The organism is Martelella sp. FOR1707, from assembly GCF_053484265.1.
This window is the reverse complement of record NZ_JBAKFP010000002.1, coordinates 355704-377005: the sequence shown is the minus strand read 5'-3', so window position 1 is coordinate 377005 and position 21302 is coordinate 355704. Positions and strand designations below refer to the sequence as shown.

Below are 21302 nucleotides of genomic sequence, written 5' to 3'. Positions count from 1 at the left end.
GAAGCGGCTTATCAACAGGGACGGCTCAAACCCGCCGCCTCCTTGCTCCGCCTTGCGGCGCTCCTTATATAGGCGCAAACGCCCTCTCAAGGCCTGCTTCAAGGATTGACCATGACCGAAACGCTCGCAAAGCCCATTCCCGTGACCGTGCTGACCGGCTATCTCGGCTCCGGCAAGACCACGCTGCTGAACCGCATCCTTTCCGAAAATCACGGCAAGCAATATGCGGTGATCGTCAATGAGTTCGGCGAGATCGGCATTGATAACGACCTGATCGTCGAATCCGACGAGGAAATCTACGAGATGAACAATGGCTGCGTGTGCTGCACGGTGCGCGGCGATCTGATCCGCGTGGTGGAAGGCCTGATGCGCCGCCCGCGCTTTGACGGCATCATCGTGGAAACCACCGGCCTTGCCGACCCGGTTCCCGTGGCCCAGACCTTCTTCATGGACGACGATGTGCGTGCCAAGACCGCGCTCGACGCCGTCATCACGCTGGTCGACGCCAAGCACCTGCCGCTGCGCCTGAAGGACAGCCGCGAGGCCGAGGACCAGATCGCGTTTGCCGATATCGTGCTCCTGAACAAGACCGACCTCGTAAGCGCCGACGAACTCGCCGATGTCGAAAGCCTGGTGCGCGCCATCAACCCGGCGGCCAAGATCCATCACACGGAACGCTCGGGCATAGACCTCAAGAACATTCTCGGCCAGAACGCCTTCGACCTGCAGCATGTGCTCGCCGATGATCCCCACTTCCTCGATCATGACGACCATCACGACCATGATCACGAATGTGGCCCGGACTGCGACCACGACCACCACCATCATGATCACGACCATCATCACCACGGGCCCTCCGATCATCATGACGTGACGGTGCAGTCGGTCTCGCTGCGCGGCGGCGAGCTCGATCCCAACCGGTTCTTCCCGTGGATCCAGTCGGTCACCCAGAACCAGGGCCCTAACATCCTCCGCCTCAAGGGCATTCTCGCCTTCAAGAACGACCCCGAGCGCTATGTCGTGCAGGGCGTGCACATGATCATCGAGGGCGATCACCAGCGCGCCTGGAAGGATGGCGAGGCCCGTGATAGCCGGCTGGTGTTCATCGGCCGCGATCTTGATCGCGAAAAACTGGAAAAGAGCTTCCGCGCCTGCGAGGCCAACTCCTGATGCCGAGCGTCGCGCCATACGACATCGATGATCATGTCATCGCCGCCGCCTTTCTTGGCGGCGTGCCGTTCTTTGCCACCGCCTCCGGCACGATCCACCGGCTGGATGACGGCGAGAAGGTGAGCGAGGCCCATGACGGGCTTCTCACCTGCATCCGCGACCCCTTCAGCCGCTCGCTGATTACCGGTGGCGAGGATGGTCGCGTGCTGCGCATTGGCGCGGATGGCGCGATCACGGAACTCGCACACGAACCGCGCAAGTGGATTTCCGTCGTCGCCGGCGGCCCGCAGGGCGCGGTGGCCTATGCCGTGGGGCGCGAGTCGCGGGTAATCGTCGATGGCAAGACCGTGAATTTTCCGGAGGAGCGCAGCGTCGAGGGCATCGCCTTTGCGCCAAAGGGCTTGAGGATAGCCGTTGCCCGCTATGATGGGGTCAGCCTGCGCTGGGTCGGCGGGGCCGCGCCCGCGATCTGGCTGCCGTGGAAGGGCGCGCATCTTGGCGTGACCTTCTCGCCCGACGGCCGTTTTCTGGTGACCACCATGCAGGAAAACGCGCTGCACGGCTGGAAGCTCGACGGCAAGCCGAAGGACGGCTTTCGCGACATGCGCATGAGCGGCTATCCCGCCAAGGTCAAGTCATGGTCGTGGAGCCCGCGCGGCAAATGGCTCGCCACCTCCGGCGCGCCGGCGGCGATCGTCTGGCCTTTCTCCGGCAAGGACGGACCGATGGGCAAGGGCCCGCTGGAGCTCGGCACCCGATCCGATATTCTCGTCACCCAGGTCGCGTTTCATCCGAGCGAGGAGATGCTCGCGATCGGCTTTATCGACGGCATGGTGCTGGCGGTCAGGATTTCCGACGGTAAGGAAGCGCTGCTGCGCCGGCCGGGCAAGGGAGCGATCTCCGCGCTTTCCTGGGATGAGGACGGCAAGCGGCTTACATTTGCCTCGGAAGCGGGCGATTGCGGCATCATCACGATCGCGGATTGAGCCCCTTCAGCTTGTCCAGAACCTCTTCGGCCGAAACCGGGCGGGCGTAAAAGAAGCCTTGCGCGGCGTCCGCTCCATGGGCGCAGATCCAGTCCGCCTGGGCCTGATCCTCGATCCCCTCGGCAACCGTCTGTAGCCCCAGAGCGCGACACAGGTTGATCGTGGATACCACGATCTCCTCGCTCTGCCGGTCCGTGCCGACGCCGGCGATAAAGCTGCGATCGATCTTGACCCGGTCGAACGGCAGTTCGCGCAACTGCCGCAGGCTTGAATAGCCCGTGCCGAAATCGTCAAGCACCACGCGCACGCCGCGCTCCTTCAGCTTGCGGATGCAGCGGCGCGTCGCCACGACGTCAACCACCAGCGCGTCCTCGGTGATCTCGATCTCAAGTCGCGCCGGCGGAAAGCCATGCCGCGAAAGCAGCGCGAACAGCTTTTCGGCGAAATCCTTGTCGGCCAGCTGGTGAGGCACGACATTGACGGCGATCGCCGGCGCGCCCGGCCAGTTTTTGGCATCACGGCAGGCCTGATCGAGCACCGATTCGAACAGGTCCTGAATGAGGCCCGAGGCCTCGGCAAGGGAAATGAAATCACCCGCGCTCAGAAGACCGAGTTTTGGATGCCGCCAGCGTGCCAGAACCTCCACAGTGCCGATATCGCCTTTCTCGCAGCATCGGATCAACTGGTAGAATGGCACGATCTCCCCGTTGGCAATCGCATCCTTCAGCTCAAGCTCCAGCATCTGATGATCACGCTCGGCATGAATAATATCGGGATCGTAAACCACGAACCGCCGGCGGCCATCCTCCTTGGCCTTGTACATGGCGGCATCGGCCTTCTTCAGCAACATCTCGCGCGTCTGCCCGTCGCGCGGATAGACGGCGATGCCGATGCTCGCCGAGGGCGTCAGCGCGCGACCCAGCAGCATCATCGGCTGCCCGACGGCGGCAAGCAGCCGCTCGGCGACCTGCCCGATCACCGCATCGGAGACATCGCCATCGACAATCGCGGCAAACTCATCGCCGCCGAGCCTTCCGAGAAAATCCTCCGGGCGCAGGCTTTTCTTCAGCCGCTCGCCGACCTCCTGCAGCAGACGGTCGCCGGCCTCGTGGCCGAGATTGTCGTTGATCTGCTTGAACCTGTCGAAATCGATGAACAGCAGCGCAAATTTGTCGGATTTTCGACGTGCGCGCGTGAGCCGCCTGTCACACTCCTCCTCGAAGGAGCGGCGGTTTGGCAGGCCCGTCAGCGAATCCTGCCTGGCAAGCGCCAGCGCCAGCCGCTCGGCCTTGTGGCGCCGGTCGACTTCGGTGCGCAACCTTCGCGACCGCCGCCACAACAATATCGCCAGACCGACGCTGGCCACCATCAAGCCTGTGAATATCTCGTCGAGCTGCCAGTCTTCATGGGCCCTTGAAAAGTCGTGAAGCAGCTCGAAAGAGTCGACCGCCATCAAAACGACCATCACCACCAAGCCGAAAAGGCTCAGAATGATGACGTCGCTCAGATATTTTCTTTCATATTTCGGCAGACGCAAATCCACATTTCCTGACCGTTAAAACGGACATGCGGAGGCTACTGTGCCCCCAAACCCGAATTTTGCGGCTCTATCGGCCGCTTGGATCGTCAAGACTAGCAGAAAAACGAAAAAAGCCGCAGCATAAACTGCGGCTTTAATACCAATGTCTTTAAAGGCTACATCAGGCGGGCAGAACAGTCTGGCCAAGATGGGTCAGTTCGCCCAGCATCTGTTCCAGAGCATTCTTGTGCTCGTGATGGCTTGCCTCGTCCAGTTCCTTGCGCAGGGTCGCGATACGATCCTCGATCGCGCCGCTGGCCTCGCCGACCGGGACGGCGGTCTCGGCCAGAAGCGTACAGGATTTGCCCTGGATATCGGCAAAGCCGTGGAACACCAGAAACTGGAGTTCCTTGCCGTCATGGTTCTTGAACTTCACAAGTCCCGGACGGATCGTCGCCATGGTCGGCGCATGGTTCGGCATGACCGTCATTTCGCCCTCGGAAGCCGGAATGACGACCGCATCCGTCTCCGTCGAAGCCAGAAGCTTCTCGGGGGTCACCAGTTCGAAAACCAACGTGTCAGCCATAGGGGTCTACTTTCCGTCTTCAAAGATTACCGGTTGAATCGGGCGGCCTGCGCCGCCCCGCTTCAAGATCAAGCCGCTTCGGCGAGCTTCTTGGCCTTCTCGACGGCGTCGTCGATGGTGCCGACCATGTAGAAGGCCGCTTCCGGCAGGTGGTCATATTCGCCTTCGACGAGACCCTTGAACGAGCGGATCGTGTCTTCGAGCGAGACCAGGATGCCCGGCGCGCCGGTGAACACTTCGGCGACGTGGAACGGCTGCGACAGGAAGCGCTCGATCTTGCGGGCGCGGGCAACCGTGAGCTTGTCCTCTTCGGAAAGCTCGTCCATGCCGAGAATGGCGATGATGTCCTGAAGCGACTTGTAGCGCTGCAGCGTCGACTGAACCGCACGGGCCACCTGATAGTGCTCCTCGCCAACGATCATCGGATCAAGCATGCGCGAGGTGGAGTCGAGCGGGTCAACGGCGGGATAGATGCCCTTTTCCGCGATCGAGCGCGACAGCGTGGTGGTGGCGTCCAGGTGGGCGAACGAGGTCGCTGGCGCCGGGTCGGTCAGGTCGTCGGCGGGAACGTAGATCGCCTGAACCGAGGTGATCGAGCCCTTGGTCGTGGTGGTGATGCGTTCCTGCAGCGCGCCCATGTCGGTCGACAGCGTCGGCTGATAGCCCACGGCCGAGGGAATACGGCCGAGCAGAGCCGAGATTTCCGAACCGGCCTGGGTGAAGCGGAAGATGTTGTCCACGAAGAACAGAACGTCCTGGCCTTCATCGCGGAAGTTTTCAGCGATCGTCAGACCGGAAAGCGCAACGCGGGCGCGGGCGCCGGGCGGCTCGTTCATCTGGCCGTAGACCAGCGCGCACTTCGAACCTTCGGCCGAACCGTTGTTTTCGGCCGGATCGACGTTCACGTTGGATTCGATCATTTCGTGGTAAAGGTCGTTACCTTCGCGGGTCCGCTCGCCAACACCGGCGAACACGGAGTAACCGCCGTGCGCCTTCGCGATGTTGTTGATCAGTTCCTGAATGAGAACGGTCTTGCCAACGCCGGCGCCGCCGAACAGGCCGATCTTGCCGCCCTTGGCGTAAGGCGCGAGCAGGTCCACAACCTTGATGCCGGTAACCAGGATTTCCGCTTCGGTCGACTGGTCGACATAGGGCGGCGCTTCCTGGTGGATCGCGCGCTTGGACTTGGTCTTGATCGGACCCACTTCGTCAACCGGCTCGCCGATGACGTTCATGATACGGCCAAGCGTCTCGACGCCGACCGGCACTTCGATGGGCGAACCCGTGTTCTTGACTTCCTGGCCGCGAACCAGACCTTCGGTCGCGTCCATGGCGATCGTGCGCACTTCGTTCTGACCGAGGTGCTGCGCGACCTCGAGAACCAGCCGGTTGCCGTGGTTGTCGGTTTCAAGCGCGTTCATGATGGGGGGCAGGTCGCCGTCGAAAGCGACGTCAACGACGGCGCCGATAATCTGCGTCACTCTACCGATAGAGGCCTCAGCCATGATAAAACCCTCTTTTCAAGCTCTTACAGCGCTTCCGCGCCGGAAATAATTTCGATCAGTTCCGTGGTGATCTTTTCCTGACGCTGACGGTTATAGGACAGCGTCAGCTTGTCGATCATCTCACCGGCATTGCGCGTGGCGTTATCCATCGCGGTCATCTTCGCGCCCATCTCGCCGGCGACATTTTCCAGAAGCGCCCGGAAAACCTGCACACGGATGTTGAGCGGCACGATATCGTCAAGGATAGCCTCGGCGCTCGGCTCGTATTCGTAAAGCGCCGCACCCTCGCGCTCTTCCGCATCAGCGGGCGGAGCGGCGGGAATGAGCTGGAGCGCGGTCGGGACCTGCGAGATCACCGACTGGAACTCCGAATAAAACAGCGTACAGACGTCAAACTCGCCGGCTCCGAACATCTCGATGATGCGGTTGCCGATATCCTCGGCATTTTCGAAACCGATCTTGCGAACGTCACGCAGGTCCTTGCGCTCGACAACGAGGTCGGCGAATTCGCGGCGCAGCGCGTCATAGCCCTTGCGGCCGACGCTGAAGATCTTGACCGTCTTGCCCTCGGCGATCAGCTTGCGGGCATGCAGGCGGGCATGACGGGCGATCTGCGCGTTGAAACCGCCGCAAAGGCCGCGTTCGGCCGTGCAGACAACCAGCAGGTGGACGTTGTCCTTGCCGGTGCCCTTCATCAGCGCGGGCACTTCCTCGCCCTCGCCGACGGCCGCCGTCAGGTCAGCCATCACGGTCGCCATGCGCTCGGTGTAAGGCCGCGCGTTCTCCGCGGCCTCTTGGGCGCGCCGCAGCTTCGCCGCGGCGACCATCTGCATCGCCTTGGTGATCTTCTGCGTCGCCTTCACCGAGGCAATGCGAAGCTTCAGATCCTTCAATGAAGCCATGGGTGTTCAGTCCCCGTCTGGTGTTACTCGGCCGAAAAATTCTTGGCGAATGCTTCGATGGCGGACTTCAGCTTGGCCTTCAGATCGTCGCTCAGCGCCTTTTCGGTGCGGATCGCTTCGAGAACGTCCTTGGCTTCGCCGCGCATATGCGACAGCAGGCCCTTCTCGAAGTCACGAACCTTGCCAACCGGCAGCTTGTCGAGATAGCCGTTGACGCCGGCGAAGATCACTGCAACCTGCTCTTCCGTCTTCAGCGGCGAGAACTGCGGCTGTTTCAGAAGCTCGGTCAGGCGCGCGCCGCGGTTCAGCAGGCGCTGGGTTGCGGCATCGAGGTCGGAGCCGAACTGGGCGAAGGCAGCCATTTCGCGATACTGGGCAAGTTCGCCCTTGATCGAGCCGGCAACCTGCTTCATCGCCTTGATCTGGGCCGACGAACCAACGCGCGACACCGACAGGCCGACGTTCACAGCCGGACGGACGCCCTGGTAGAACAGGTCGGTTTCAAGGAAGATCTGGCCGTCGGTGATCGAGATCACGTTGGTCGGAATGAACGCCGAAACGTCGTTACCCTGGGTTTCGATGACCGGCAGAGCCGTCAGCGAACCGGCGCCGCGCTCGTCGGAGAGCTTGGCGGCGCGCTCGAGCAGACGCGAATGCAGGTAGAAAACGTCGCCCGGATAGGCTTCGCGGCCCGGCGGACGGCGCAGCAGCAGCGACATCTGGCGGTAGGCGACGGCCTGCTTGGAAAGGTCGTCGTAAGCGATCAGGGCATGCATGCCGTTGTCGCGGAAATATTCACCCATGGCGCAGCCGGCGAACGGGGCGAGATACTGCATCGGCGCCGGGTCGGAGGCGGTCGCGGCGATCACGACCGAATATTCCATCGCGCCGCGCTCTTCGAGCGTCTTCACGAACTGGGCAACGGTCGAACGCTTCTGGCCGACGGCAACGTAGACGCAGTAGAGCTTGTCGGCGTCCGGGCCGTTGTCGTGGATCGGCTTCTGGTTCAGGAAGGTGTCGAGAATGATCGCGGTCTTGCCGGTCTGGCGGTCGCCAATGACGAGCTCGCGCTGGCCGCGGCCAACCGGGATCAGGGCGTCGATGGCCTTCAGGCCGGTCGACATCGGCTCATGCACCGACTTGCGCGGAATGATGCCGGGCGCCTTGACGTCGACCACGGCACGGGTATCGGAGTTGATCGGGCCCTTGCCGTCGATCGGGTTGCCGAGCGCGTCGACAACGCGGCCGAGCAGGCCGGGACCAACCGGTACGTCAACGATGGCGCCGGTGCGCTTGACGACGTCGCCTTCCTTGATCTCGCGGTCGGAGCCGAAGATAACGACGCCGACATTGTCGCTTTCGAGGTTGAGCGCCATGCCGCGCACGCCGCCGGCAAATTCGACCATCTCGCCGGCCTGAACATTGTCGAGACCGTAGACACGGGCAATGCCGTCACCAACAGAAAGCACCTGGCCGACTTCAGAGACTTCCGCCTCGTCGCCGAAATTTTTGATCTGCTCTTTCAGAATTGCGGAAATTTCCGCGGCCCGGATATCCATCAGCCAACCTCTTTCAGTGAAAGCTTAAGTTTGGAGAGTTTCGTGCGCAGCGATGTGTCGATCTGACGCGAGCCCACCTTGACGATCATGCCGCCAAGAAGAGACGCATCCTCGGTGATGTCGAGGGCAACATCCTTGCCCGTCACATCCTTCAGCGCAGTCTTCAATTCCTGTTGTTGTTCTTTCGACAGGGCATGGGCCACCGTCACTTCGGCCGTCACCTCGCCCCGATGGGCCGCGACCGCGCCGCGATAGGCGGCGATCATGCCCGGCAGGACGAACAGACGGCGATTTTTCGCCACGACCTTGACGAAGTTGGCGACATAGCCGCCGATCTTCGCTTTTTCGAGAACGGCCGTCATCGCATCCAGCTGCTCGTCGGCGCTGAATGCGGGGCTCATGACCAGACGCCGGAAGTCATCGCTATCCTTGAGCATCTTGTCGATCTGGTCGAGATCGGCGCCCACGGCGTCAATCTTGTCTTCTTCCTTGGCCAGTTCGAACAACGAAGCGGCATAACGCTCCGCGACGCTCGAAACAGAATGGGATAGGTCCGCCACAGGCACAGATTCCCTTTTTAAAACCGGCAGCAACGGCGGTTGTGGCCGTCGTTGCTGCCCCTTAGAACTTTACAATATCCCCAGGAGAACTGCGGTGATCAAACCCGCCTTTCCCGATAGTCGGGGTCCGTCTAGCACAGGTAATAGCGACTCGCAACACGATCAAAGCCCCTTTGAGGCATTGGCGCGCGTTTCTTGTCACAATCTCCGAAAAGCCCTGAAAAGACGAGATTTTACGGCAACTGACGAAGAGCATTTATTCCCCGAAACGGGAAACCACGCCGGAGCGGCAGATCCAGGAGGCATTAGCGCCTCGCCTCCCGCTTCAACCTTTCGCGCTATGCCCAGCCAAGACCGTAGAGCAGCATGAATACGCCGGCCACCGCCTGGCAGGCAAGAAAGATGCCGCCCTTGATGGACCGGCTCTTGAGCGTCGCCATCCACAACAGCCTTGTGAGGAAGCCGAAAATAAGGGCGAGGCCGAAGGTGCGGTAGATCATCGGCTGGTCGAACAGCAGCGCCATCAGCGACATGGCCGCATAGGTGCCGCCGATCAGCGAGCGGACATGGATGGTTTCGCCGTCTTCGACCTTGTGGCCCGAAAACCCGGTCAACACCATCAGGCGCAGCGGCGCCAGCGCCACGATCAGCCCCCAGATCAGGATCACCACCGCCATGAACAGGGCGATCTGACCCACGAAGCTATCCGGCCAATAGAAACTCATTACAAACCCTCCAGTATTGCGGGCCGCGCGCCCGCGCCCCTCTGGCGTTCATTATCTAGAGAAAGCTCTGCGGGTCAATGTCGACCTGCACCTTGACCGAGCCGCGCGCCTTCGGTCCGTTTTCAAGCATCGCCGCCAGAAATGACTGCATGTCGTCGCCGCGCGCTCCATGAACCAGCAGCCGGAACCGATAGCGGCCGCGGATCAGCGCAAGGGCCGCCTCCGCCGGGCCGAGCACCGAGATCGAGCGGCTTTGCGGGGCCGCGGTCCTCAGCGCGCGCGCATGCGCCTCGGCCTCGCCGCGCGTTTCCGCCGAAACGATCACCGAGGCGAGCCGTCCGAAAGGCGGCAGGCCGCTTTTTTCGCGCTCGCCCATCTCGCGGGCATAAAAGCCCTCCGCCTCGCCGGAAACGATCGCGCGCATCACCGGATGGGCGGGCTGATAGGTCTGGATCAGGCCGTGGCTCGTAAGTCCCGTGCGCCCTGCCCGACCGGTCACCTGGGCAAGCAACTGGAAGGTTCGCTCCGCCGCGCGCGGGTCGCCGTTTGCGAGGCCGATATCAGCGTCGACGACGCCGACAACCGTCATCAGCGGGAAATTATGTCCCTTCGCCACCAATTGCGTGCCGATAACGATATCGGCCTCGCCATTGGCCACCGCCTCCAGCTCCAGCCTGAGCCGCTTGACGCCGCCGGAAAGATCGGAGGAGAGGACGATTGTGCGCTTTTCCGGAAAATGATGCTCGACCTCCTCGGCGATGCGCTCGATCCCCGGCCCGCAGGCGACCAGATGGTCGAGCGTGCCGCATTCCGGGCAGGCCTCGGGCACCGGCTCGGCATGGCCGCAATGGTGGCACATCAGCTGCCCGCGAAACCGATGCTCGACCAGCCAGCTCGAGCAATTGGGGCACTGGAAGCGGTGGCCGCAGACCCGGCAGAGCGTAAGCGGCGCATAGCCCCGGCGATTGAGGAACAGCAGCGCCTGCTCGCCGCGCCCGACCGCGCCCTCCACAGCCTTCAGCAACACCGGCGACAGGAAGCCGCCGCGCGCCGGCGGATCGCGCCGCATGTCGATGGTTTTCAGGTCCGGAAGCGCGGCCTCCGCGAACCGCCCCGGCAGGTGCAGCCGGTCATAGCGGCCGGCAAGCGCGTTGACCTGGCTTTCAACCGAGGGCGTGGCGGATGCGAGAACGGCCGGAATATCGCCGATCCGGGCGCGCACCACGGCCATGTCGCGGGCATTGTAGAACACCCTGTCTTCCTGCTTGTAGGCGGTGTCGTGTTCCTCGTCGACCACGATCAGACCCAGATCCTCGAACGGCAGGAACAGCGCCGACCGGGCGCCGGCGACGACGCGGATTCGCCCCTCCGCCGTCTGCCGCCAGACCTTTTCGCGCATGCGCGGCGCAAGATCGGAATGCCACTCGCCGGGCTTCGACCCGAAGCGGGCCTCGAAGCGCTCCAGGAACGCTGATGTCAGCGCGATTTCCGGCAACAGGATCAGCACCTGCCGGCCCTGCCTCAACGTTTCGGCGATCGCCTCGAAATAGACCTCGGTCTTGCCCGAACCGGTGACGCCATCGATCAGGGTGACGCCGAACCCCTGCCCGGCTGCGGACTTGAGCTTTTCTGCAGCGGCCTGCTGATCGGGAGACAATTCGGGCGGAGCGTAATCCGGGTCCGGCGCGCCGACGGCGGGCGGCGGCGGCAGGAACACGGTTTCAAACACGCCCTGCTTCATCATGGTTTCGACCACGCTGGCGCTCACGCCGGCGGCCCGCGCGAGCCCGAGCCGCGTCCAGGAGAAACCATCCGACGCCAGTTCCAGCACGCGCTGCCGCGCCGGCGTCATCCGCTCGGGGGTCGTGCCGGTCAGCCGCAGGCCTTCCACCATAGGCTCCGGCTCAAGCGCGGTCGGCGCACGCACCGCCATGCGCGCGACGAGGCCCGGCGGCGTCAGCGTATAGCCCGCCACCCAGTTGATGAATTTTCGCATCGCGGGGCTGATCGGCGGGCAATCGAAGACATGCTCGATCGGCCTCAGCTTCTTCGGGTCTACGGCTCCAGCATCATCGCCCTCATCCCAGACGATCCCGATCACCTTGCGCGGACCGACCGGCACCTGCACGACGGAGCCGGGCATCACCGCCATGCCATCAGGCACTGCATAGGAATACGGCCCCGCCACCGGCAGCGGCACCATCACGGGCACGCTGCGTCTGGCAACGGGCGTTGCCGGCTTTCCGAAAAGATCGAACGAATCTGAGGTCATGACTGGCAAGATTGCCTGCCGATGGCTGGAAAGTGAAGCGGCAAGGCAGAATGCGGCTCAGGCCGCGCCTTCCTCTGTCGCGGCTTCTGTCTTGGGTTCGGCCGGCGGCAGCACGAAATCCGCATCCGGATCCTTCGCCAGCGCATGCACCGTGTGGTTTTCGAGCGCGGTGGTCACGTCGGCGGCATCGCCGTGGAGTTCCTCCGGCATGATCATCTTGCCGATAGTGAAATCGAACCGGTCGCCCTTCTTGTTCAGAAGCTCGTGGAACACGGTCATGTCGCGCAGTTCAGTCGACCATTTGGCGAACCAGTAGAACAGGCCGGAATTGCGCGCCTTCAGATGCACCGGCAGGATCGGCAGATTGTATTTGCGGGCGAAGCCGATCGCCGAATTCTTCCACGGCCGCTCGTTGAGCTTGCCCTCGGCCCAATAGGCAATGCGGCCGGAGGGAAACAGCACCATCGCCTTTTCCTGCTTGATCGCGTCATTGGTGACCTGCAGGGTTTCGCGCGCCTTGAGCTTGCTCTTGAACTCCTCGCGCCACTCGACCGGGACGATCATCTCGACCAGGCGCGGATTGACGCGCACCGCATCGCGGTTGGCGAAGAACATCATGTCCGGGCGGCGATCCTTCAGAAGATCGAACACCGCAACGCCATCGGCGATGCCGGTCGGATGGTTGGAAACCATGATGAAGCCGCCGGCTTCCGGAATCCGCTCGCGGCGCTGGCAGTGGATGTCCAGCGTCAGTTTTTCGGAGAGATAATTGAAGACCCCGTAACCGTCCATCGACTGGGTTTCGGTCGCGAATTCGATCGCCTTACCGTAACCGAGCAGGGAATAAAGGAAGGGCCGCATCACCGGCCAGAACGGGCTGTGGACGATTTTCTCGCCGCGCTCGGCGATCAGCGTATCGACGATATGGCCCGGCCGTCCCTGCGAGACAAGCGCCAGCGTCTCGGCAAAATGCGTCAAGGCAGATGAGGAATCACGGCGCGCCATATAAAGTCCCGTCAATGGTGGAAGGTCTATATCCCAACTCGATATGATAAGACAATGACACCCCCCGCGAAGCATTAGCTTTTTTCTAACGCAATCTAGTGCAGGATTGTCCCCGAACAAGATTTCGTCAAGCGCCGAGGTCGTGGCCCGGGCCGGCCGGCGTGGATAAACACCTGTGGATGACGGCGAGCGATCGATGGAAAATGTGCTCATCCCGGCAGACGACGCTCTGATGGCGCTTCGGCGCGACTGGCTCGAAACGCTGGACAGCGAAAGGCGGCTCGCCGACCATACGATCAACGCCTATGAGCGCGATACGCGCCAGTTTTTGCAGTTCCTGTGCCGCCATGTGGCGCGGCCCGTGCGCCTTTCCGATATCGATGCGCTACGGCCCGCCGATATCCGCGCCTATCTGGCGTTTCGCCGCAAGGGCGGGGCGGAGGCGCGCACGCTCGCGCGCGATCTCGCCAGCATCCGCTCGTTTCTGCGGTGGCTGGAAAAACGCGGGCTAGCCAATGCCGCCGGCGTGCGGGCCATGCGGGCGCCGAAACAGCCGAAATCGCTGCCGAAACCCTTGAACGCCGAAGACGCCGTGGCGCTGTCGCGCGCCGACAGCCAGCTTGCGGAAGAGCCGTGGATCGCGGCGCGCAACGCCGCCGTGTTCTGCCTGCTCTATGGTTGCGGGCTGCGCATTTCCGAAGCGCTGGGGCTGACGCCCGCCGATTTTGCCGGCGCGCCGGAAAGCCTGCGCATCACCGGCAAGGGCAACAAGACGCGGATCGTGCCGCTCTTGCCGGCGGCCCTTGCCGCCGTCAGCGACTATCTCCGGCTCTGCCCCTATCACCAGCCCGCCGACGGCCCGCTGTTTCTCGGCGCGCGCGGCAAGAAGCTACAAAGCGCGATCATCCAGCGCGAAATGCAGGCGATGCGCGGCGCGCTCGGCCTCTCCGAAAAGGCGACGCCGCATGCGCTGCGTCACTCCTTCGCCACGCATCTTCTGGCCGCCGGCGGCGATCTGCGCACCATCCAGGAACTGCTCGGCCATGCCAGCCTGTCGACCACCCAGGTCTATACCGGCGTCGACACCGGCCGCCTGCTGGAAATCTACGACCGGGCCCACCCGCGCAAATGAAAGACCCCGCGGCAATCGACCGCAGGGCCTGGAAAACTCCAGCAGGATTTCCGGTCAGTTGTTGTTGATATAGCCGAGATCGATCAGCTTCGCCGTGCCGTCCGGCTGCACCTTGTAGGTCTTGGAGGCCGTCCAGCCGGACCCGCCGTTGACCTGGGTGGTGAAGACGGTGCCTGGCGCGGAGATGCGGGCGATCTCCTTGTCGGCGGTGGTCTGCTTCGCGCCATACATGGTCGGATTGAAGGGCTGGGCGGCCAGCGCCGCGCCGGAACCGATCATCAAGGTTGCGAGCGAAAGTGCAATGATCTTCTTCATGACAGTATTCCTCGGTTGTTGAGGCAGACGGAGACAAATGTCTCGCCGCGGAGCGACTGACTACGCCCGATTGCAGCTTTCGGAAAATGAATATTCTGTTATTTTAGCATAATTTCCAATATGTTACGATAATTTAACCCGCATGAAAAACCGGCCATGAACACCGGCGGACGTCACTTCGCCGCAATCCGGGTGGGCGACGGTCTGCCGGCGCGGGCCCGAGGCGCGCGCGCCGCCGTGACCGCGGCCGCCAGGATAAGCGCCATTCCGGCCATTTCGACCGGCGACGGAATCTGCCCGAAAAACGCGACGCCCCAGACGGCGGCGAAAACCAGATAGGCATTGTCGAACAGGCCGATCACCGGCGCGGGCGCCATGCGATAGGCCCCGGCCACCGACACCGTGATGATCATCAGGAACGCCGCCAGCAGGCCGAGCACCAACCAGTCGACAGCGCCGAGCGCCGGCCAGACGCCGAAAATGAAACTGCCGTCGATGCCCGCCCCGGTCACCGAAAGTGCTGCGACAAGCCCGCCGCCGGCGACAACCAGCGCCACGTTGAGGTTGAACGCCATCGCCACCGGCTGCTCCGCCCGGCATCGGCTCCAGGTGACGACGGCGCTCATGGCGTAGCACAGCGCCGCGAGCAGCGGCAGAACGACATAGGGCGATGGCGAGGCAGCCGTCGGGTTGACGGCCAGAAACACGCCCACCGCCCCGGCAACCACCGCCGCCGCCCTGCGCAATCCAAGCGGCTCGCCCAACACCACCCGCGAGAGCAGCGCCATCCAGAGCGGCGCGGTGTAGTAGCAGGCGGCGGCCAGCGCCAGCGGAATTTCCGGCAGCGCCGCATAGTAAAAGAACCACATCGCCACAAGGCAAAGGCTTCTGAGCGTAACCCATAGCGGACGGGTAGCACGCAGGCCCCTGCCCCGCGCCCACGCCCACAGGCAAAGGAGAAAGCCAGCGCCGAGCGAGCGCATGAGGATCAACTGACCGAGGCTGTAATGGGCGCCAGTCAGCTTCACCAGGGCGTCGGACAGTGACAGCAGCAGCACCGCAAAGGTGATCAGGGCAATGCCGGTGAACTGGCCGGACGCGTTCGTTTGTTCGGAAGACATTGCGGCACCAAAGCAGTTTTCACTTGTGGGCGGAAGTGAATTCCGGTGATGTATGCTTCAACGCGGCTGATGGAACCGCAAAGGCCGCCGACCCGGCAGAAGCGGTAACTGCAAGTGGGGAGGGAAGAACACAGTGATCAGATTCTGTCTCGCAGCCTTGCTGGCGCTTTCAACCACGTCCGCCGCCTTCGCCCATGGCGGCGGCTGCCGCAAGAGCTCGCCGCCCGGCCAGTGCTGCCACATGGAAAAGAAGGTCGGCAAGGTTCACTGCCACTGAGGCAGCACATTATCCAGCGCCCTGACAAAAAAACCTCCGCCGGCGACCGGCGGAGGTTTGTTTTTTTTCATAACCGGATGCGTTTAGCCGGTCAGAACGAGATCGCGAAGTTCAGCTTCGCGGTGTGCGACTGCGCCTCGCTGCCCAGCTGGCCTTCGTAGGAAATGCCAAGGGTGGACATCGGCGACAAGGCGAAATCGACACCGGCTTCCAGCACCGCCGCGTCCTCGTCAAGCGGCAGGCCGGAGATCCCGAAGGCGCCGCCGCCGGCAAAAGCCATCGTCGCCAGCGGGGTCGTGTCGCCATAGGCATGACGCCAGCCAAGGCCGACGCGGGCGGTTCCGTTCGTCGCGCCGAGCATGAAGTCGGTCGCGGCGCGAACGCCGATCGTGGAGAACCAGACATCGCTGTCGGACGCCGCGGCGGAAAGTGCCGCAGCGCCGCCCTGCTCGGTGTAGCCATCCGTGTGCAGGTTGACATAGGCAAGGTTGGCATAAGGCTCGAACGCGCTCTCGCCGGCATCGATGCGGTATCCCGCTTCCGCAAAGGCCTGGAAGGCATTGGCGTCATAGGATGCCGAAAGCTGGTCGGAGAAAGCCCCGAAGGCGACCGAGCGATCGCTGTCGACCTCGTACCATGTATAGGCCGCGCCCATCCGGATGCCGAGAGCCCCGACTTCACCGCCGCCATAGACGCCGAAATGATAGTCGTTGGTGCTGCCGCCCGAGCCGTCATCGCCGCTGAAGCTGGTGCTGGAGTAACCGCCCATCGCGCCGATGCGCCAGTCGCTGCCGATCGCGCCATCGATACCGGCCACCAGACCGCCCAGCGAATTGTCGAAGCCGGCAGCATTGCCGTTGCCGTCCATCGAGGTCCAGTTGCCGAGCACCTCGCCCCAGGCGGCGATGCCGCTGCCGCGGGTCTCGACGCCGGTCATGGTCTGGTCCTCGCCATAGGCCATGACAGGTACCGGCTTGGCCGCAACGCTGTCGAATGCTGCGCGAACGCGGTTGGTCGCCGCATCGCGGATCAGGTCGGTGTTGGCCAGGATCGCCGTGCGCATCGTCGCATTGGACGCGCCCGACAACTGGTCGAAGGCATCGCGCGCGGCATCCGCGTTCAACGAGACGACATTGCGGTAGAGCGTGTTCGCCGGGCCGAGCGCCTCGACCGCGCCACCGGTCGCCTGCTGGTTCGGCGTATCGCCGATCGCCGCGAAATCGACGTCGTTGCGGATGATCGTGAGATCGACGCGATCGCCATAGTATTCCAGCGTCGGATACAGGAAGGCGAAGTCGGAGACGACGTTGTCGAACGTGCCGTTGACGCTGCTGGCGGTCAGGATCGTATAGGTCGCCGCCGGATCGTAACCCGAGCCCGGCTCCAGGCCGATATGGGCCGCCGTTCCGCCATTCAGGATCGCATTGTCGCGCACGGCGATCAGATCATGCGCGCCGGTCAGCGGATCGATCTCGATCTCGTAGATGGAGTTCTGCTCGAAGGTGATGTCGCCGGCAACGGTCAGCGTCCCCGGCGAGTTGCCCGGCGATACCGTACCGCCTGTGCCGACCGTCAGGGTGCCCACGGTGCCCGAGCCGCCAATGAAAGCGCCGTTCTCGATCGTCAGCGGACCGCCAAATGCGCCGTTGACGATGAGCTTGCCGTCATCAATGCGGGTCGCGCCGGTAAAGCCGCTGTTGTCGCCGGTGAGCGTCAGCGTGGAATTCTCCGACTTGACGATAAGGCCGCTGCCGGAAACCACGCCGCCGAATGACGCATCCTCGGTCACCGCGAAGTTCAGCGTGCCGGATGCGCCGAGGTCGAGATTGCCGCCCGGCAGCGTTTCAAGCGTCAGCGTTCCCTCGGAAACGGAGGTCATTCCTGTGAAGCCGCCGATATCGCCGGCAAGCGTCAGCGTTGTCGCGCCGGATTTCACCAGCATGCCGTTGCCGGTGATCTGGTTGGAGACCACGGTGCCGTCCGCCAGAGCCAGTTCCGCCGTGCCGGAAGCGCCAACCGCAATCACGCCAGCCGGCAAGGACTGGAAGCGCAGCGTTCCTTCCGAAACCGAGGTGGTGCCCTCGAAGTCGCTAAGATAGCCATCCAGCGTCAAGGTGGACGCGCCGGATTTCAGCAGCGTGCCGTTGCCGTTGATAAGGTTCGAGACCGTCGTATCGTCCGCGAGCGCGAATTCGACCGTGCCCGGTCCTACAGCGGTGATCTGGCCGCCCGGAAGCGACTCCAGCCGCAGCGTTCCGTCCTTGACGCCGGTAATGCCGTTGAAACCGCTGATCTTGCCGCTCAGGGTAAGCGTCGAGGCCTCGTCTTTCACGATGATGCCGCCGCCGATCATCGGCCCGGTATAGGTGGCATCACCCGGCAGAGCGAAGACCAGTCCCGTTCCGGACTTGACGTCGATGCCGTTCTTGCCGGGCAGCGTCTCATAACGCAGCGCGCCGCCATAGATCCGGGTCACGCCGGTGAAGCCGCTGTGGTCGCCGGTGATGGTCAGGGTGGCGTTGCCTTCCTTGCCGAAGGTGCCGAAGCCGGTCAGCGCGCCGCCAAAGATGGCGTCTGCGGACGGGTTCAGGAGCGCGGTGCCCATGACGTCCATGTTGCCGCCCGGTATGGTCGCAAGACGCAGCGTACCGGAGGTGACCTTCGTCAGGCCCATGAAACCGCTGATATCGCCGGTCATGTCGAGCGTTGAACCGCCGGACTTCGCGAAGGTTCCGCTGCCGGTGACGGCGCCGCCATAGCTGGCATCGCCGCTGGACAGCTGGAACTCAGCCGTCGCGCCCGCATCAACGGCAAGATTGCCGCCGGTAACCGACTGCATGCGCAAAATACCGGCCGAGGCGGTCGCCAGACCGGTGAAGCCGGAAAGGTCGCCGCTGAGCGTCATGGTTCCCGTGCCGGTCTGGCGAAGGTTGCCGCCGCCGGAGATCGCGCCGGAGAAGGAGGAATTGTCGCTGCGGTTGAACGCGAGCGTGCTTTCTCCGAAAAGGCTGACGCTGCCGTAGCCGATACGACCCGAGGTGCCGCCATTGCCGACCTGAAGCGTCGAATTATGAATGGCGGTCCCACCGTTGAAGCTGCTCTCGCCGGTGACGACAAGCGTGCCGCCGCCCATCACGCCCAGCGCGCCAGGCCCGGTGATGACGCCGCCATAGGTCAGGCTGTTCGACCGGTTGAAAACGACGGTGCCGTAATTGGTGATATTACCGACGATCGATCCGGTGGTCCCGCCATCGCCGATGCGAAGCTGCGTGCCAACGCCTGTTCCGACAGAGCCGAGAAATGTGTTTTCGCCGGTGAATGTCTGCGTGCCGCCCATGATGGTCAGCCCGCCATCGCCGGAGATAACGCCGGAGAACACGTTGGTGCCGCCATCGATACGCAGGCTGGAATTGCCAAGCGCGATCTTGCCGCTTCCCGTCAGAGCCTTGACGGCGACGCCGCTGGTGCCGGAGATATCCAGCGTCCCGTTGACGTTGACGAGGCTGGAACTCTGAAGCCGGCCCTGACCCTCAAGCGCCAGCGTTCCCTGCGAGATAATGGTTTCGCCGGTAAAATTGTTCATGCCCGACAGCGTGAGCGTGCCATCGCCGGTCTTGGTGAAGCTGCCCGCGCCGGTAATCGTGCGGACGATCTTGACGTCGTTGCCGTTGGTGTCGATCGTTCCGCCGCCCGACTGCAGCGAAATCGCCCGCATCGAGTTCGGATCGAAGGCCGCACCGAATTGCAGCGTGCCGCCATTAAAGGTCAATGCGCCGGCGACGTTGCCGAGATTGGCGTCCTGCGAAACCGAGACGACGCCGCCATTGAAGAATGTGCCGCCGCTATAAGTATTAGTTCCGGTAAGCGTCAGCGTTCCGCTGCCCATCTTGGTCACGCTGCCCGACCCGGAGATCACCGGCGTGAAAGTGGTATTGTCTGTGTGATTGAAGACCACGGAGGAATCGCTCGACGCCAGATAGACGCCCGATGCATTCAGGGTGCCGCTCGTCTCGCCGCCTTTGCCGATCTCGAGAGTTCCGCCTTGGCCTGCAACCCCGGTTCCGATCTGGACAAGCCTGTCGCCCGCTGTGCCTGCATTGACCACTGCGCCGCCGCTGATTTCCAGCGTCGCCGCATTGGCGCCGCCGATGATGAACTGATAGTCGTTGGTCCCCGCAACCGTGAGCGAGGAGCCAGCGCCGGCAACGAACGCGTTGCTCTCGCGCGCCTCGGAATTGGTGGCGCCGACGAGCAGCCCGTCAACGACCGCCGTGCCGCCCGAATGAATATGGAGCGTACTGCCGAACGTGTCCGCCGTCGCGTTGGCGCCGACAGTGACCGTGCCGGAGGCGTCCAGGGCCCCATTGACGGAGACAGTCACGAGAGCATTGCTTTCGATCAGGAGATCGCCCGCCTCTCCGCCCGGGGTCTGAATAAGGGCTCTTTGAAGGTCCGGACCGCCCCCAATGATGACCGTCTCGCTGCTTGTCGGGACTCCGTCGCTCCAGTTCTCTGGCACGAACCAGTCGCCGGTACCGCCCTCCCAATTGTTATCCGACGAGGCATTGGCGCTGCCGCCCTGCCCGAAAACCACAGCAAAAGCGAGGAAGCTGGCACCCAAAAGCAGTGTCGACTTGCGTTCGAATCTCATTTCGCCCTCCAAGAAAAAGATCGTTAATCTCGGCTTACGGGCTCATGAAAGGATTGCAAGCTCTTACGCTTTCCCTAAAGAGAAAATATATTAGTGTTACCTAATTGACACATTCTTTACTAAAGCAAGTTTGAACGAAGACATTGCGTCGCTGCCGAGCCGCCACTGTGCGGCCCTCGACAAACGGGCACATGGAGCCGGTCGTTGAACTGCGCTCAGCGCGCCAGCCAACCGCCGTCGGCGGCGAGAATATGCCCGTTGACATAGGCCGCTGCGGGCGAAGCCAGGAACAAGGCCGCGCCGGCGATATCCTCCGGCTTTCCCCAGCGTCCGGCGGGAATGCGCTCGAGGATTTGCCGCGAGCGCTCCGGGTCATCGCGCAACGCTTTCGTGTTGTCCGTGGCGATATAGCCCGGCGCAATCGCGTTGACGGTGACCCCGTGCGGCGCAAGCTCGTTGGCAAGCGCCTTGGTCAGGCCGGCGACGCCGTGCTTGGAGGCGGTGTAGCCCGGCACGCGGATGCCGCCCTGAAACGACAGCAGCGACGCGGTCATGATGATGCGGCCGCCACCCGTCGCCTGCATGCCGCGCGCGGCGGCCTGCGACAGGTACCAGACGGCGTCGAGATTGGCCGAAAGCACGGCGCGCCAGTCGCTTTCGGAATGATCGACGGCATCGCCGCGCCGGATGATGCCGGCATTGTTCACCAGGATCGAGATATCGCCGCCGAGGCCTTCGGCGGCCGCCTCCAACAGCGTTTCCGCGCCAGCGGCATCGATCGCGCCGAGATCGGCGGGCACCCGGGCAAAGGTGCGGCCGGTCTCGCCCACAAGCCGGGCGGTTTCGTCACCCGGATTGGAGTGCACGGTGATCGCCACATCCGCCCCTGCCTCTGCCAGCGCCACCGCGATCGCCTGGCCGATGCCGCTCGCCCCGCCGGTGACCAGCGCGCGCTGGCCTTCGAGGCTGAACTGGTGTTTAAGATAGGTTTCGATATTCATGGTCGGCTCCCCGGGT

17 protein-coding genes are annotated in these 21302 nt (G+C 63.2%); 4 read left to right on the top strand and 13 right to left on the bottom strand.

The window, feature by feature from the left end; all coding sequences use genetic code 11:
- The first annotated feature begins 111 nt into the window (after nucleotides 1–111).
- Together V6765_RS05585 and V6765_RS05580 are read left to right on the top strand one after the other, a co-directional pair.
- Nucleotides 112–1170: a CobW family GTP-binding protein gene (locus tag V6765_RS05585; RefSeq protein WP_448427154.1), complete on the top strand. Its 1059-nt coding sequence runs from the start codon at nucleotides 112–114 to the stop codon at nucleotides 1168–1170.
- On the top strand, nucleotides 1170–2156 hold the full coding sequence (locus tag V6765_RS05580) for a WD40 repeat domain-containing protein (protein ID WP_448427153.1): 987 nt from the start codon (nucleotides 1170–1172) through the stop codon (nucleotides 2154–2156). The genes V6765_RS05585 and V6765_RS05580 overlap by 1 nt, the downstream gene beginning before the upstream one ends.
- Here V6765_RS05580 and V6765_RS05575 read toward each other — a convergent pair.
- The 9 genes from V6765_RS05575 to V6765_RS05535 form a co-directional block, all read right to left on the bottom strand.
- Nucleotides 2140–3693, bottom strand: a complete 1554-nt coding sequence (locus tag V6765_RS05575; protein ID WP_448427152.1) for a putative bifunctional diguanylate cyclase/phosphodiesterase — start codon at nucleotides 3691–3693, stop codon at nucleotides 2140–2142. The genes V6765_RS05580 and V6765_RS05575 overlap by 17 nt on opposite strands.
- 163 nt (nucleotides 3694–3856) lie before the next feature.
- The gene (locus V6765_RS05570; RefSeq protein WP_448427151.1) at nucleotides 3857–4261 is read right to left on the bottom strand and encodes a F0F1 ATP synthase subunit epsilon; all 405 of its coding nucleotides are present in this window, start codon (nucleotides 4259–4261) and stop codon (nucleotides 3857–3859) included.
- A gap of 68 nt (nucleotides 4262–4329) precedes the next feature.
- Nucleotides 4330–5766: a F0F1 ATP synthase subunit beta gene (atpD, locus tag V6765_RS05565; RefSeq protein ID WP_448427150.1), complete on the bottom strand. Its 1437-nt coding sequence runs from the start codon at nucleotides 5764–5766 to the stop codon at nucleotides 4330–4332.
- A gap of 23 nt (nucleotides 5767–5789) precedes the next feature.
- Complete coding sequence (locus V6765_RS05560) at nucleotides 5790–6668, bottom strand: F0F1 ATP synthase subunit gamma (RefSeq protein ID WP_230719079.1); 879 nt, start codon at nucleotides 6666–6668, stop codon at nucleotides 5790–5792.
- A 23-nt stretch (nucleotides 6669–6691) separates the two neighbouring features.
- Nucleotides 6692–8227 (bottom strand): F0F1 ATP synthase subunit alpha, encoded by a 1536-nt coding sequence (atpA, locus tag V6765_RS05555; RefSeq protein ID WP_448427149.1) that lies wholly within the window; start codon nucleotides 8225–8227, stop codon nucleotides 6692–6694.
- A complete protein-coding gene (locus V6765_RS05550; RefSeq protein ID WP_448427582.1) occupies nucleotides 8227–8793 on the bottom strand; it encodes a F0F1 ATP synthase subunit delta in 567 nt (188 codons plus the stop codon). Before V6765_RS05550 ends, atpA begins: the two co-directional genes overlap by 1 nt.
- A gap of 332 nt (nucleotides 8794–9125) precedes the next feature.
- Complete coding sequence (locus V6765_RS05545) at nucleotides 9126–9512, bottom strand: hypothetical protein (RefSeq protein ID WP_448427148.1); 387 nt, start codon at nucleotides 9510–9512, stop codon at nucleotides 9126–9128.
- 55 nt (nucleotides 9513–9567) lie between these two features.
- Complete coding sequence (locus V6765_RS05540; RefSeq protein WP_448427147.1) at nucleotides 9568–11784, bottom strand: primosomal protein N'; 2217 nt, start codon at nucleotides 11782–11784, stop codon at nucleotides 9568–9570.
- Nucleotides 11785–11841: 57 nt separating this feature from the next.
- Nucleotides 11842–12789, bottom strand: a complete 948-nt coding sequence (locus V6765_RS05535; RefSeq protein ID WP_448427146.1) for a GNAT family N-acetyltransferase — start codon at nucleotides 12787–12789, stop codon at nucleotides 11842–11844.
- A gap of 196 nt (nucleotides 12790–12985) precedes the next feature.
- Here V6765_RS05535 and V6765_RS05530 point away from each other — a divergent pair, with 196 nt between their 5' ends.
- On the top strand, nucleotides 12986–13921 hold the full coding sequence (locus tag V6765_RS05530; protein ID WP_448427145.1) for a tyrosine recombinase XerC: 936 nt from the start codon (nucleotides 12986–12988) through the stop codon (nucleotides 13919–13921).
- A gap of 54 nt (nucleotides 13922–13975) precedes the next feature.
- On the opposite strand, the gene V6765_RS05525 is transcribed toward V6765_RS05530, so the two are convergent.
- Complete coding sequence (locus V6765_RS05525) at nucleotides 13976–14236, bottom strand: hypothetical protein (protein WP_448427144.1); 261 nt, start codon at nucleotides 14234–14236, stop codon at nucleotides 13976–13978.
- 173 nt (nucleotides 14237–14409) lie between these two features.
- Nucleotides 14410–15357 carry a DMT family transporter gene (locus tag V6765_RS05520; protein WP_448427143.1) on the bottom strand — a complete coding sequence of 316 codons (948 nt, stop codon included), beginning with the start codon at nucleotides 15355–15357 and terminating at the stop codon, nucleotides 14410–14412.
- 133 nt (nucleotides 15358–15490) lie between these two features.
- On the opposite strand from V6765_RS05520, the gene V6765_RS05515 reads away from it, so the two are divergent.
- Nucleotides 15491–15634, top strand: coding sequence for a hypothetical protein (locus V6765_RS05515; RefSeq protein WP_448427142.1), 144 nt, complete (start codon nucleotides 15491–15493; stop codon nucleotides 15632–15634).
- 91 nt (nucleotides 15635–15725) lie between these two features.
- Here the strand turns inward: V6765_RS05515 and V6765_RS05510 are convergent, their stop codons facing one another.
- Nucleotides 15726–20285 carry an autotransporter domain-containing protein gene (locus V6765_RS05510; RefSeq protein ID WP_448427141.1) on the bottom strand — a complete coding sequence of 1520 codons (4560 nt, stop codon included), beginning with the start codon at nucleotides 20283–20285 and terminating at the stop codon, nucleotides 15726–15728.
- Between the two features lie 215 nt (nucleotides 20286–20500).
- A complete protein-coding gene (locus V6765_RS05505; protein ID WP_448427140.1) occupies nucleotides 20501–21286 on the bottom strand; it encodes an SDR family oxidoreductase in 786 nt (261 codons plus the stop codon).
- Nucleotides 21287–21302: the final 16 nt, after the last annotated feature.

What these genes read in the sequence shown, in the direction of transcription:
- V6765_RS05585 (WP_448427154.1), top strand. Translation starts at nt 112, where the DNA reads ATGACCGAAACGCTCGCAAAGCCCATTCCCGTGACCGTGCTGACCGGC.
- V6765_RS05580 (WP_448427153.1), top strand. Translation starts at nt 1,170, where the DNA reads ATGCCGAGCGTCGCGCCATACGACATCGATGATCATGTCATCGCCGCC.
- V6765_RS05570 (WP_448427151.1), bottom strand. Translation starts at nt 4,261, where the DNA reads ATGGCTGACACGTTGGTTTTCGAACTGGTGACCCCCGAGAAGCTTCTG.
- atpD (WP_448427150.1), bottom strand. Translation starts at nt 5,766, where the DNA reads ATGGCTGAGGCCTCTATCGGTAGAGTGACGCAGATTATCGGCGCCGTC.
- V6765_RS05560 (WP_230719079.1), bottom strand. Translation starts at nt 6,668, where the DNA reads ATGGCTTCATTGAAGGATCTGAAGCTTCGCATTGCCTCGGTGAAGGCG.
- atpA (WP_448427149.1), bottom strand. Translation starts at nt 8,227, where the DNA reads ATGGATATCCGGGCCGCGGAAATTTCCGCAATTCTGAAAGAGCAGATC.
- V6765_RS05545 (WP_448427148.1), bottom strand. Translation starts at nt 9,512, where the DNA reads ATGAGTTTCTATTGGCCGGATAGCTTCGTGGGTCAGATCGCCCTGTTC.
- V6765_RS05540 (WP_448427147.1), bottom strand. Translation starts at nt 11,784, where the DNA reads ATGACCTCAGATTCGTTCGATCTTTTCGGAAAGCCGGCAACGCCCGTT.
- V6765_RS05535 (WP_448427146.1), bottom strand. Translation starts at nt 12,789, where the DNA reads ATGGCGCGCCGTGATTCCTCATCTGCCTTGACGCATTTTGCCGAGACG.
- V6765_RS05530 (WP_448427145.1), top strand. Translation starts at nt 12,986, where the DNA reads ATGGAAAATGTGCTCATCCCGGCAGACGACGCTCTGATGGCGCTTCGG.
- V6765_RS05525 (WP_448427144.1), bottom strand. Translation starts at nt 14,236, where the DNA reads ATGAAGAAGATCATTGCACTTTCGCTCGCAACCTTGATGATCGGTTCC.
- V6765_RS05520 (WP_448427143.1), bottom strand. Translation starts at nt 15,357, where the DNA reads ATGTCTTCCGAACAAACGAACGCGTCCGGCCAGTTCACCGGCATTGCC.
- V6765_RS05510 (WP_448427141.1), bottom strand. Translation starts at nt 20,285, where the DNA reads ATGAGATTCGAACGCAAGTCGACACTGCTTTTGGGTGCCAGCTTCCTC.
- V6765_RS05505 (WP_448427140.1), bottom strand. Translation starts at nt 21,286, where the DNA reads ATGAATATCGAAACCTATCTTAAACACCAGTTCAGCCTCGAAGGCCAG.